Genomic DNA, 13,031 nt, shown 5'->3' with positions numbered 1-13,031 from the left:
GGCTATATTCCGCGGGAACAAATTGCAGCCGAGGAACCCGCATGGCCGATCTCTCCGCCTTTCCCATCACCACGAAATGGCCCGCCCAGAACCCGAACATCCTGCAGCTCTATTCGACGCCGACGCCGAACGGCGTAAAGGTATCGATCATGCTGGAGGAGATCGGCCTGCCCTACGAGCCGCATTTCATTAATATCGGTGAAAACGAGACCTGGGGACCGGAATATCTGTCTCTCAATCCGAACGGCAAGATCCCGGCGATCATCGATCCGGACGGTCCGGGCGGCAAACCGCTGGGTCTCTTCGAATCCGGTGCGATCCTGATCTACCTCGCCGAAAAGTCCGGCAAGCTGTTGCCCGCCGACCCCGCCAGGCGCTACGAAACCATCCAGTGGGTGATGTTCCAAATGGGCGGTTTGGGGCCGATGTTCGGCCAGCTCGGCTTCTTCCACAAATTCGCCGGCAAGGATTACGAAGACAAGCGCCCGCGCGACCGTTACGTCAAGGAATCGGCCCGCCTCATCCGGGTCATCGAGACCCGGCTCGAAGGCCGCGACTGGATCATGGGCGACGAATATACGATTGCCGATATTTCCATGCTCGGCTGGGTGCGCAACCTGATCGGTTTTTACGGCGCCGGCGAACTGATCGAATACGACCAGCTGAAGCTGGTCCCCAAATGGCTGGAACGCGGCCTTGCCCGGCCCGCGGTTCAGCGGGGCTTGGAAATCCCGAAGCGGCCCTAGGTCTCGCCCACGCACCCAGCCTAGAAAGACAGAGAGACTCCCATGACAAAACCCTCACTCCCGATCGAAGGTTCATGCCGCTGCGGTCGGGTCCGGCTGAGGATCAGCGCCCAGCCGATCCTCACCATGGCCTGCCATTGCAGCGGCTGCCAGAAGATGAGCGCCAGCGCCTACTCGCTCTCCGCCGCCGTTCCGGCGGAGGGCTTCGAGGTGATCGAGGGCGAGCCGGTGATCGGCGGCCTGCATGGCCCGGACGCGCACCACTACCATTGCCCGCACTGCAAGAGCTGGATGTTTACCCACCCGGAAGGCATGGACTGGTTCGTCAACCTGCGCCCCACCATGCTCGACGACGCAAAATGGTTCTCGCCCTTCATCGAGACCTACACATCCGAAAAGCTGCCCTGGGCGACGACCCCCGCCGTGCATTCCTACGAGACCTTTCCGCCTTTCGAGGCGTATGAAGGGCTGGTCAAGGAATTCGCGGAAAAAAGCTAGAAACTTTCCGCCGGATTGTCGGCTTCGGCTCATCCCGTCCGTCCTTGGGCAGGTTCAAGCGGAACCTCAACCGAACAAGGAGGGAGATTTTCATGGAAGCGGCAGTTCAGACGAATGACAATCCGGTACCATCGCCCGTCCGCGGAGGGCTTGTCGCCTATCTGCAGGTGGACGGTGCTATGAAGGCGGCGGAGTTCTACAAAAAGGCCTTCGGCGCCACGATCGAGTCCTTCCATCCGGTGGACGAGCAGGGCCGGACGATGCATATCCATCTCTACATCAACGGCAGCTCGCTGATGTTGTGCGACCCTTATCCGGACCACGGCCATCCCTTCGAAAAGCCGCAGGGCTACACCATGCTTTTGCCGTTGGCGAACGGCGACATCGATTCCTGGTGGAAGCGTGCCGTGGATGCAGGGCTTGAAGTCACCCTCGAGTTGCAGGTGATGTTCTGGGGCGACCGCTACGGCCAGCTCCGCGATCCTTTCGGGGTCAACTGGTCAATGAACGCACCGGTAAAATAACCCCGGCCTGATCAATGAAGGCTCTGAGGGCGGCCGGCTCGGTCGCCCTTTTTCCATTTTGGCGCAGAGCGAACACGATTGGCTCAAACCTTTGTGACCGGAAACGCCTCTGCTTCGACACAAGAATTAACGTCTCGGTAACCGTCCGGACATTGAATGGGGCCATACTGAAATGAGGCCCATCTCCAGGCCGAGGACCGGCAGTTCTCGACCTCGGGCCTATTGCTTTGTGGAGATGTCATGCAGATCAAGCCCCTCGCCCTCGCTCTTTCCTTCACTCTCGTCGCATCTGCGTCCGCGACCGCCCAGCCGACCCGGGTCGCGCAGTTCGACGCCTGGGGCGTCTATTCCTACACCGATGCCGGACAGAAAACCTGCTACGCGCTCTCGGTGCCGGTGAATGCCGCTCCCGCCGGCGTCGATCACGGGGACAATTTTTTCCTGATCGCGCCCCAGGGCGAGACGGCCTATGCGCCGCAGGCGGTCATGGGCTACTCCTTGCAGGAAGGGTCCGAGATCAGCCTCAAGGTGGGTGACGAGGCCTTCCGCCTGATGCCCGATGACAAGATCGCCTGGCTGCGCAACAAGGATCGCGAGCCGGTTCTGGTCGACGCCATGCGCGGCGGACGCGACATGACGCTCGAAGCCATTTCCCGCCGCGGCACCAACACCAGCTATTCCTATTCGCTGCGCGGCGTCAGCGCTGCCCTCCAGGAAGTGCGCAAATGCCGCTGACTGCCGCCTGAACAGAACAGGACGCACTCCGGGGCGTCCCTCCACCAAAGCGATGGACCGGGAAAATGAACTATCGCACCACGAAGCAGTTCACCGCTTTTGCCTGCAGGACGGAGCAGGCGCGGGCGGCGGCGTTCTGGTCTGCGAAGCCGACGAAGCGGGCGCGGAAATATTCCTTTCCGGCCTCCGCATAGCTCTCGACGCTTGGGGCGATGCGGCCGAAATCCGTCGCCAGCAGCGGAACCGCCTTTTCAAGCATGGCGGAGGCCGCATCGCGGCTGCCGGCAGCGGCGATCTGGATCTGCCAGAGCGGGCCGACGGGCTCCCGCGGCGTCGGGGCGGCATAAAGATTGGCAATCGAAACTCTCGCCGGCGGGGCGCCAAGCGAAGTTTCCTTCCGCGGCGCGGCGAAGGCGAGCGGGGCAGCACTTTCGGCCGGCCGTTTTCCCTGGTTTTCCAGGGCGATGAGACCGCCGGCGGCTGGGGCGCCCGAGCCTGGCACATACTTGTCGAGGAGAGCCGCCATCTGATCATCGCGCTTGCGGGCCGACTTGCCGCCGAGGACGACGCCGATCACCCGTCTTCCGTTGATCGTGACGGCGCTGGCGATGTTGAAGCCGGAAGCGCGAATATAACCGGTCTTGACCCCGTCCATGCCGGGATAGCGGTACATCAGATTGTTGTGGCCTCGAATGCGCTTGCCCCGGAACTCGAAGGCGCGCATCGAGAAGAGCTGGTATTCGCGGGGGAAGTCGCGGATGAGCGCAAGCGCCATCATGCCCATGTCCCGCGCAGTGGTCACCTGGTCGTCGTCCGGCAGGCCGGATGCATTGCGGAACACCGTCCGCGTCATGCCGAGCTGGCGCGCCTTCTGGGTCATCATCATGCCGAACCGCGCCTCGGTACCGCCGAGATGATCAGCCATCGCGGCGGCCGCGTCATTGGCCGAACGCACCGCCATCGCAAGCACCGCCTCGCGCACCGTGATCGTCTGGCCTGCCTTAACCCCCAGCTTGAACGGGATCTTGGAGGCGGCATTCACCGTCATGACGATCTGCTCGTCCCAATCTAGGCGGCCCTGCTTGAGCGCCTCGAAGGTCATGTAAAGCGTCATCATCTTGGTGAGCGAGGCCGGATGATTGATGACGTCGGCATTTTCCGATGCCAGGACCTTGCCGCTCTGGGCATCGTAGATGAAATGCGCATACCCCGCCTCGGCAGACGTTCGACTCATCGCCAGAGACGCTCCGACGAGAAACAGGAAGGCCAGGACATGCGCAATTCTTGACATCGATCAACCTCGCTAAGTGCGCACGAACATAGGCCAAGGATGCTGGTGCGAAAATGGCGGAACTGAATTTTAGTGGAATTTCCGCACTTGCGTCCCCGGAAAGATCATCAGCCGGCGGTCAGCGTGCGTCTTACGGCGTCCTTCCAGCCCCGGATTTTCGCGCCGCGGGTCTTCTCGTCCATCTCCGGTTCGAAGCGGCGCTGGCGTGCCCAGCTCTTGGCAAACGCCTTCCTGTCCGGCCAGACGCCGGCCCTGGAACCGGCAAGCCAGGCCGCGCCGAGCGCGGTCGTCTCAAGGATGGTCGGGCGATCCACGGGCGCATCGAGTAGGTCGGAGAGGCGCTGCATGGTCCAGTCGGAAGCGACCATGCCGCCATCGACCCGCAGCACCGTATCGCCATTGGCATTGCGCCAGTCCCGGCGCATGGCATCGAGCAGGTCGCGGGTTTGGTAGCAAACCGCCTCGAGCGCCGCCCTTGCGAATTCGGCAGGCCCGGTCGCCCGTGTCAGGCCGAAGATCGCGCCTCTTGCCTCGGCGTCCCAATGGGGCGCGCCAAGACCGGTGAAGGCCGGCACCAGGTAAACCTCCTGTTGAGGATCGGCTTCCGCCGCCAAGTCGCCGGATTGACTCGCCTTTTCGATGATGCCGAGCCCGTCGCGCAGCCATTGTACGGCAGCGCCCGCGATGAAGATGGAGCCTTCGAGCGCATAAGTCGTCTCGCCTTCGAGCCGGTAGGCAATGGTCGTCAGAAGCCGGTTTTTGGAGCGGCACATGTCAGCGCCGGTATTCAGGACGGCAAAACATCCGGTGCCGTAGGTGGATTTCATCATGCCCGGTTCGAAGCAGGCCTGGCCGATGGTTGCCGCCTGCTGGTCCCCGGCGACGCCGAGAATTGGGATGACCGCTCCAAGCAGGCTTTCGTCGGTGACGCCGAAATCGTCGGCACAGTCCTTGACCTCCGGCAGCATGGCGGCGGGAATGCGGAGTATCTCCAGGAGTTCCTCATCCCAGCGGTTGTCGGCGATGTTGTAGATCAGCGTGCGCGACGCATTGGTGGCGTCGGTGACAAAGCTCCTGCCGCCGGTCAGCCGCCAGATGAGGAAAGTGTCGATGGTGCCAAAGCAAAGCTCGCCCTTGGCCGCCCGCGCCCGGGCGCCTTTGACGTTGGCGAGCATCCAGGACAGCTTGGTGCCGGAAAAATAAGGATCGAGGAGCAGGCCGGTACGGCGGGTGAAGAGCTTTTCGAGATCCTGCCGCTTCAGCTTTTCGCAATAACTCGCGGTGCGGCGGTCCTGCCATACGATGGCGTTGTGAATCGGTTTTCCCGTGTCGCGTTCCCAGACGACGACCGTCTCGCGCTGGTTTGTGATGCCGATCGCGGCAATATCGGAGGTTTCGATCTTTGCTTCCCTGAGAGCCTGCTTGATCGTCCACAGCACGGTTTCCCAGATCTCCTCCGGATCGTGCTCCACCCAGCCGGGCTTTGGAAAGATCTGCTTGAATTCCTTCTGGCCAATGCCGGCAATTTTCATCTTGCCGTCAAAAACGATCGCCCGCGTCGAGGTCGTCCCCTGATCGATCGCCAGAACATAACCCGCCATGCTGCTCTTCCTCCCCTAGAGTCTCGTGGAGACGGTTTCAGCAGGCCGGATCGCCATGTGTCAAACAAAAACATCGAGCCGGCCGATCGGAAAGTGCGATCGGCCGGCTCGATGAAGGTTCCGGTGGAAGGTCGGACTGGACGGACGCTTAGAATTCTTCCCAATTGTCCGCGGATGCCGCAGGCGAAGCCGCGACAGGCGCGCCGCCGCCGGAAAAGGCCCTGGCGATCTTGCTGACCATGGAACGGGCAGGAGACGCGGCAGGCACCGAGCGCACGGTCGCCGGGGTGACCGGCGCTACCTGGCGCGGAGAAACCGATGGCACCGAGGCATTCCGACCGAGCTGGAAGTTTCCGATCAGTTCGCGCAGGCGGCCCGCTTCAGTGGCGAGCGTGGCGCCCGCCGCATTGGCTTCTTCCACCATGGCGGCGTTCTGCTGCGTCACCTGATCCATCTGGTTGATCGCGGTATTGACTTCGGAAAGCCCGACGGACTGTTCCTTAGCCGAGGTCGCGATGGCGTCCATGTGCTGATTGATCGAGACGATATAGGCTTCGATCGCTTTCAGCGCCTCGCCCGTCTCGCTGACCAGCTTGACGCCGCTTTCCACTTCGACGGACGAATTGCGGATGAGCTCCTTGATCTCCTTGGCGGCCTTTGCCGACCGCTGGGCGAGCTCGCGCACTTCCTGCGCGACGACGGCAAAACCCTTGCCGGCCTCTCCGGCACGAGCCGCTTCGACACCCGCATTGAGGGCGAGCAGGTTCGTCTGGAAGGCAATATCGTCGATCACGCCGATGATGTTGGATATCTGGCTCGACGACTGTTCGATCTTGCCCATGGCATCGACCGCGTTGGCGACCACGGTTTCCGACTGGCGGGCACTCTCGTTCGCCTGGATGGCGACGATGCGGGCCTCCTCGGCGCGTCTGGATGAATTGGAGACGTTAACGGTGATCTCGTCAAGCGCTGCCGCAGTCTCTTCGAGCGATGCGGCCTGCTGTTCGGTGCGTCTCGAAAGATCGTCGGCGCTCTGGCTGACCTCCCGCGCACCGCCATCGATCGAGGCGCTGACATCCGCCACCGTCCCAAGCGTCGTGCTCAACTGTTCCACCGCGCGGTTGAAATCCGCGCGGAGCGTCTCGAAGTCCTCGGCAAAGGGCTGGCCGAGCTGGAAGGAGAGATTGCCTGCGGCAAGGTGCTTGAGCCCTTCCGCAAGCCCGTTCGTCGCCTGTGTCATCGCTTCGGCGCGGATGCGTTCCAGTTCGGCCGAACGGCGACGTTCCGCTTCCGTCTGGTTGCGCTGGGTCTCCGCTTCGCCCTCGAGCTCTTTGGCTTTCAGCGCATTGTCTTTGAAGACCTGCACCGCCTGCGCCATGCTGCCAACCTCGTCCTTGCGATCCTCCCCGACCACGACGGCCGTGAGATCGCCTTCGGCAAGCCGCCCCATGACGCTGCCGAGCGACCGGATCGGTGCGGCGACATAGGCGCGCAATGCCCAGCCGCTGACAATCGTCATCAGCACCAGCCCGCCAACCATCGAGCCGATGGAGGTCCAGTAAGTAGCAGCCGACTGTTCCGACAGTTCGTCGCTGCGCACGGTCGTCGCCTTGGTGATTTCAGCGACCTTCCCGACGAGCGCCTTGGTCATCTCCTCGAACTGGGGCGAGCAATCCTTGAAAAAGAGCGAGGTGGCGCTCTTGATGTCAATATAGGTGATGGCTTTGGTGCCGGCTTCGACCGTCGCCCGGCAAAGATTGTCAACGGTCTCGATGCCTCGGGCGCGGATATCCTTGATCGATGCGTCTTCCGGCAGGTCGGCAACCGCCAGGTCCATGAATTCGACGAAACGTCCACGGCTCGCCGCCAGTGCCTCGAGGGACGCCTTGTCCCGCTCCTTTTCCGTCGACAGAAGCAGATCGTAGATCGATCCGCGGACGGACTGGAAGGCGCCGGTCGCCCGCGACAGCGTAATGGAGGCATCCGCCTCCCGCTCCAGGAGATCGGAATAGGCGCCGCTGACGCTGTTGATCTGATGGCCCGCATAAAAGGAAAGACCGACGGCAAACAGGCCGAAGGCGACGAGCAGGACCAGGAACTTGCCGATAATGGGTAGGTTTTTCATGGAAGACCTGTTGAATGTGACGGGGGGATCCGATTCCATGGATCGTCAGGCGGGCGCCAGCCGACCGGCACACACCTCCCCTGCAGGTGACGTCATGTCACCCGATGAATGTCGCCAGCCTATAAGCCCAAGATTTATTAGCGGTTAATCGCAACAGAAACGGGCAGATAGCGGCAACTGCTCTGCCGTTGCAGCCTCCGATCCGCCACCGATTGCCATTTCGCCCGAATTGGGAATAACCTGTCCGACGTTGCGGCGCACAAGAACGCCGCGTTGGAGGAGATATGGCATGACCAGAACCGTCGTCGTCACCGGCTCAACGAGCGGCATCGGGCTCGGCATCGCGAAAGCGTTTGCGGCCGAGGGCGCCAATGTCGTCATCAACGGCTTCGGCAAGGCGGACGAAATCGAAGCGGTCCGCAAGCTGTTGGACGATGCGAGCACAGGAACGGTTCTTTACCACGGCGCCGACATGACCCGGCCGGAGGAGATCGAGGACCTGATCGCCACGGCGGCGAAAAGCTTCGGGACCGTCGACGTTCTCGTTAACAATGCCGGCATCCAGCATGTGGCGAAGATCGAGGAGTTTCCGGTCGAAAAGTGGGACCAGCTGATCGCCATCCTGCTATCGTCCGCCTTCCACACGATGCGGCACACGATCCCGCTGATGAAGCAGGCCGGCAAGGGCCGCATCATCAATGTCGCTTCCGCCCACGCGCTGGTCGCCTCGCCGTTCAAGTCGGCCTATGTTGCCGCCAAGCACGGCATATTGGGGCTCACCAAAACGGCGGCCTTGGAACTTGCCGAATTCGGGATTACCGTGAATGCGATATGCCCGGGCTACGTATTGACGCCGCTTGTGGAAAAGCAGATCCCCGACACGGCCCGCGAGCGCGGCATTTCGGAGGCTGAGGTCAAGAGCGAGGTGATGCTGCGGCTGCAGGCGACAAAGGAATTCGTCTCGATCGACGAGGTTGCCGCAACCGCTATCTATCTGGCGAGCGATGCGGCAAGAAGCATCACCGGCACGCATATCTCGATCGACGGCGGCTGGACCGCTCAATAGGATCGAGAACAAAGGGTTTTTAGCCGGAAACGGCGGACGAAGGAGAGAAATGAGCGAAGCCATCCGCTTCATCCTGAACGGAGAAGAGGTCACCCTTGGAGATTTCGGACCGACGGAGACCTTACTCGATTATCTGCGCCTGAGGCGGCGGCTGACAGGAACCAAGGAAGGATGCGCCGAGGGTGATTGCGGCGCCTGCACGGTGCTCGTCGGACGGCTGACGGAACAGGGCTTGCGCTACGAAAGCGTCAATGCCTGCATCCGCTTCCTGGGCTCTTTGCACGGGACCCATGTGGTGACGGTCGAGCACCTGGCCGGCCGGGATGGCGCGCTGCATCCGGTTCAGCAGGCCCTTGTCGACTGCCACGGTTCGCAATGCGGTTTCTGCACCCCGGGCTTCGTAATGTCGCTCTACGGCCTCTGGCTCACGAACCAGGCGCCGACCCGCGCCGATATCGAAAGCGCGCTGCAGGGCAATCTCTGTCGCTGCACCGGCTATGAGCCGATCGTGAAAGCGGCCGAGCAGGTTTCGCAGAACCGGCCAAGCTCGCTCTTCGATCCGCTGGAGCGCGACCATATCCAGATCATGGCAAAACTCTGGTCGATCCATTCCGAAGCCGACACGATTGTCGTTGAAAAAGATGACGCCCGTTCCATCATACCGGCCTCGGTCGCGACCTTCTCCGATATCCTGGCGGAAGAGCCGGACGCAACCATCGTCGCCGGCGCCACCGATGTCGGCCTCTGGGTCACCAAACAGATGCGGCTTCTCAATCCGGTGATCTTCATCAATCACCTGAGCGAGCTGCAATCCATCGCCGCCGACGAGACGACCATCACCATCGGCGCCGGCGTCAGCTATGCCCAGGCCTTCGATGTGCTGACCGACGCAATCCCCTCGCTTGGCCGGCTAATCGACCGGATCGGCGGGCAGCAGGTTCGCAATATGGGCACGATCGGCGGCAACATCGCCAACGGCTCGCCGATCGGCGACACGCCGCCGCCTTTGATCGCGCTCGGCGCCGAGCTGACGCTGAGGACCCATGCCGGCCGACGCACCATAGCGCTTGAGGACTATTTCCTCGCCTACGGAAAGCAGGACCGGCTGCAGGGCGAATTTGTCGAGAAGGTTTGCGTGCCGCGTCCGGCCGAAGGCAGCCATTTCGCCGTCTACAAGATCTCGAAACGGCGCGACGAGGATATTTCCGCGCTTTGCGGCGCCTTCAACCTGAGCCTCGACGCCGAGGGCAAGGTCGCCCAGATCCGCATCGCCTTCGGCGGCATGGCCGCCACCCCGAAACGGGCCAGGCATGTCGAGGACGCGCTGTCTGGACAGGACTGGAACTGGGAGACCGTTTCGGCCGCCCGCAATGCGTTCGACGAAGACTACCAGCCGCTGACCGACTGGCGGGCGACGGCGGAATACCGAAGCCTGGCGGCCAAGAACCTTTTGACCCGCTTCTTCCTGGAAACCGCCGGCGCGCCGACCGAACTCCGCCGTTTCGAACTGGAGGAGGCGTGAGAATGGACAAGTCGACCTTCGAAACCAAACCGATCATCAAGGGACCCATGCACAGTGCGCTGAAACATGATTCCGCGCATAAGCATGTTACCGGAAGTGCCGAATATATCGACGATATTCCCGAACCCGCGGGCACTCTGCATGGAGGTCTCGGGCTATCGGACCGCGCGCATGCGGAGATCGTCTCGATCGATCTTTCCGCGGTCAAGGCCGCACCCGGCGTCGTCTGGGTGATGACGGCCGCCGACATCCCGGGCTTCAACGACGTCGCCTCGACCGGCCAGCATGACGAACCGCTGCTGGCAACCACCAAGGTAGAGTTCCACGGCCAACCGGTCTTTGCCGTGATTGCCGAAACCCGCGACCAGGCGCGGCGCGCGGCAACGCTTGCCAGGATCGAATATCGCGACCTGCCGCACTGGACCGACATCGACGGGGCGCGCGAAAACGGCGCACCGCTCGTCGTCGAACCGATGGTGCTGAAGCGCGGCGAGCCGGAAACCGAGATCGAGAACTCACCTCTGCGCGTGCAGGCTCATATGTATATCGGCGGCCAGGAGCACTTTTACCTGGAGAGCCATATTGCCCTCGCCATACCCGGCGAGGACGAGGACATCACCGTCTGGTCTTCCACCCAGCATCCGAGCGAAGTGCAGCACATGGTGGCGCACGTCCTCGGCATCGCCAACAACGCGGTGACGGTCATGACCCGCCGCATGGGCGGCGGCTTCGGCGGCAAGGAAACCCAGGGCAACCACTTCGCCTGTCTCGCTTCGGTGGCGGCCAAGAAGCTGAAGCGGGCGGTGAAATTCCGCCCCGACCGCGACGAGGACATGGCGGTCACGGGCAAACGGCACGATTTCCGGGTGGATTACGACGTCGCCTTCGACGAAGAGGGCCGCATCCATGCGGTCGAAGCGACCTATGCGGCACGCTGCGGCTTTTCCGCCGACCTTTCCGGCCCGGTCACCGACCGCGCCCTCTTCCACGCCGATTCCAGCTACTATTACCCACATGTCCGGCTCACTTCGCAGCCGTTGAAAACCCATACGGTTTCCAACACCGCCTTCCGCGGTTTCGGCGGTCCGCAGGGCATGCTCGGGGCCGAGCGCATCATCGAGGAAATCGCCTATGCGACGGGCAAGGATCCGCTCGAAATCCGCAAGCTGAATTTTTACGGCAAGCGGGGCTCCGAGCGGACGGTGACGCCCTATCACCAGGAGGTCGAGGACAACATCATCGCCAAGGTCGTCGAAGAGCTGGAGACTTCTTCCGACTATCAGGCGCGTCGCCGGGCGATCATCGACTTCAACGCCGACAGCCCGGTGATCCGCAAGGGCATCGCGCTGACCCCGGTGAAGTTCGGGATCTCCTTCACGATGACCGCCTATAATCAGGCCGGTGCCCTGGTGCACATCTACAACGACGGTTCGATCCACCTGAACCATGGCGGCACCGAAATGGGTCAGGGCCTCTATACCAAGGTGGCTCAGGTGGTGGCCGATGCGTTCCAGGTCGATATCGACCGGGTGAAGATCACGGCCACGACAACCGGCAAGATTCCGAACACTTCGGCAACCGCCGCCTCCTCCGGCTCGGATCTTAACGGCATGGCCGCCTATGACGCGTGCCGGCAGATCAAGGAGCGGCTGATCGATTTCGCCACCCGCCAGTGGAAAATCGGGCGCGACAAGATCGAATTCCTCCCGAACCGCGTGCGGATCGGCACCGAGATCGTACCGTTCGACACTTTCGTCCGCGCCGCCTATTACGACCGGGTCCAGCTTTCGGCCGCCGGCTTCTACAAGACGCCGAAGATCCATTGGGATCGCAAGGCAGGCCGCGGCAGGCCGTTCTACTACTTCGCCTATGGCGCGGCCTGTTCAGAAGTGGCGATCGATACGCTGACAGGGGAATATCTCGTGGAGCGCACCGATATTCTTCACGATGTCGGCAAGTCGCTCAACCCGGCGATCGATATCGGCCAGATCGAGGGCGGCTTCGTGCAGGGCCTCGGCTGGCTGACCACCGAGGAGCTGTGGTGGGATGCCAGGGGCCGGCTGCGCACCCATGCACCGTCGACCTACAAGATCCCGCTCGCCTCCGATCGGCCGAAGACCTTCAATGTCAAGCTGGCGGAATGGTCCGAAAACGCCGAGCCGACCATCGGCCGTTCCAAGGCTGTCGGGGAGCCGCCCTTCATGTTGGCGATCTCGGTGTTCGAGGCGATATCCATGGCGGTGGCAAGCGTCGCCGACTACCGGATCTGCCCGCGGCTCGACGCACCGGCGACACCCGAACGCGTGCTGATGGCGGTCGAACGGCTGAAATCTATGGGATGACCTTGAACATCCGCCCCGAACGCCCCGGCGACGAAGACATAATCCATGAGCTGACCCAGACGGCTTTTGCGGCCATGCCCTACAGCTCGGGAACGGAGGGAGCCATTATCCGGGGGCTGCGAAAATCCGGCGATCTTACGCTGTCGCTGGTTGCGGAGGATGATGGAGCCATCGTCGCGCATGTCGCCTTTTCACCTGTCACCATCGACGGCATCCACGGCGGCTGGTTCGGACTTGGCCCCATATCCGTGCAGCCGGAGCGGCAACGGCAGGGAATCGGCAAAGCGCTCATAAGCGAAGGGCTGGAGAGGCTGAAGCAGCGCGGCGCGGCGGGCTGCGCCCTGATCGGCAACCCGGACGTTTATCGCGGCTCGGGTTTTGAAAGTGACGGCCTGCTCTCGTATGAAGGAGTAGACAGCCGCTACGTGCAGAGGATCCTGTTCCATGGGCCCGTGCCGCGCGGGCGGCTGCGATTTGCTCCGGCCTTCCAAACAGAAATAACACCGAGTGATGGTCAATCATCCCTAACATAAGACGGGCCACAAAGGCGGCCCGCCCTCTGGAGCTATTGTGTCCCGCTA

11 protein-coding genes are annotated in these 13,031 nt (G+C 62.3%); 8 read left to right on the top strand and 3 right to left on the bottom strand.

The window, feature by feature from the left end:
• The first annotated feature begins 41 nt into the window (after window positions 1-41).
• The 4 genes from C5L12_RS21015 to C5L12_RS21000 all read left to right on the top strand — a co-directional run bounded on the left by C5L12_RS21015 (window position 42) and on the right by C5L12_RS21000 (window position 2,503).
• Entirely contained in the window at window positions 42-746 is a 705-nt protein-coding gene (locus C5L12_RS21015) for a glutathione S-transferase family protein (protein WP_105374014.1), read from the top strand.
• A gap of 42 nt (window positions 747-788) precedes the next feature.
• Window positions 789-1,244 (top strand): GFA family protein, encoded by a 456-nt coding sequence (locus C5L12_RS21010; protein ID WP_105374013.1) that lies wholly within the window; start codon window positions 789-791, stop codon window positions 1,242-1,244.
• Window positions 1,245-1,336: 92 nt separating this feature from the next.
• Entirely contained in the window at window positions 1,337-1,768 is a 432-nt protein-coding gene (locus C5L12_RS21005) for a VOC family protein (protein ID WP_105374012.1), read from the top strand.
• Window positions 1,769-2,008: 240 nt separating this feature from the next.
• A complete protein-coding gene (locus C5L12_RS21000; protein ID WP_245422987.1) occupies window positions 2,009-2,503 on the top strand; it encodes an invasion associated locus B family protein in 495 nt (164 codons plus the stop codon).
• 70 nt (window positions 2,504-2,573) lie between these two features.
• Here C5L12_RS21000 and C5L12_RS20995 read toward each other — a convergent pair whose 3' ends face one another.
• The 3 genes from C5L12_RS20995 to C5L12_RS20985 all read right to left on the bottom strand — a co-directional run bounded on the left by C5L12_RS20995 (window position 2,574) and on the right by C5L12_RS20985 (window position 7,520).
• Entirely contained in the window at window positions 2,574-3,794 is a 1,221-nt protein-coding gene (locus C5L12_RS20995; protein WP_105374011.1) for a D-alanyl-D-alanine carboxypeptidase, read from the bottom strand.
• 107 nt (window positions 3,795-3,901) lie between these two features.
• Complete coding sequence (gene glpK, locus C5L12_RS20990; protein WP_105374010.1) at window positions 3,902-5,395, bottom strand: glycerol kinase GlpK; 1,494 nt, start codon at window positions 5,393-5,395, stop codon at window positions 3,902-3,904.
• 148 nt (window positions 5,396-5,543) lie between these two features.
• Entirely contained in the window at window positions 5,544-7,520 is a 1,977-nt protein-coding gene (locus C5L12_RS20985; RefSeq protein ID WP_105374054.1) for a methyl-accepting chemotaxis protein, read from the bottom strand.
• Window positions 7,521-7,809: 289 nt separating this feature from the next.
• Between C5L12_RS20985 and C5L12_RS20980 the strand changes: the two genes are divergently transcribed.
• Genes C5L12_RS20980 through C5L12_RS20965 form a run of 4 tightly spaced genes read left to right on the top strand, consistent with a single transcriptional unit; the run spans window position 7,810 to window position 12,983 of the window.
• Window positions 7,810-8,586 (top strand): 3-hydroxybutyrate dehydrogenase, encoded by a 777-nt coding sequence (locus C5L12_RS20980; protein ID WP_105374009.1) that lies wholly within the window; start codon window positions 7,810-7,812, stop codon window positions 8,584-8,586.
• 49 nt (window positions 8,587-8,635) lie between these two features.
• Complete coding sequence (gene xdhA / locus C5L12_RS20975) at window positions 8,636-10,108, top strand: xanthine dehydrogenase small subunit (protein WP_105374008.1); 1,473 nt, start codon at window positions 8,636-8,638, stop codon at window positions 10,106-10,108.
• 2 nt (window positions 10,109-10,110) lie between these two features.
• A complete protein-coding gene (gene xdhB / locus C5L12_RS20970) occupies window positions 10,111-12,450 on the top strand; it encodes a xanthine dehydrogenase molybdopterin binding subunit (RefSeq protein WP_105374007.1) in 2,340 nt (779 codons plus the stop codon).
• A gap of 2 nt (window positions 12,451-12,452) precedes the next feature.
• Window positions 12,453-12,983 carry a GNAT family N-acetyltransferase gene (locus tag C5L12_RS20965; RefSeq protein WP_105374053.1) on the top strand — a complete coding sequence of 177 codons (531 nt, stop codon included), beginning with the start codon at window positions 12,453-12,455 and terminating at the stop codon, window positions 12,981-12,983.
• Window positions 12,984-13,031 lie beyond the last annotated feature (48 nt).

This window comes from Neorhizobium huautlense (assembly GCF_002968575.1).
Lineage (GTDB): Bacteria > Pseudomonadota > Alphaproteobacteria > Rhizobiales > Rhizobiaceae > Neorhizobium > Neorhizobium huautlense.
The sequence above is the reverse complement of the archived record's forward strand: the minus strand, read 5'-3'. Positions and strand labels throughout refer to the sequence as shown.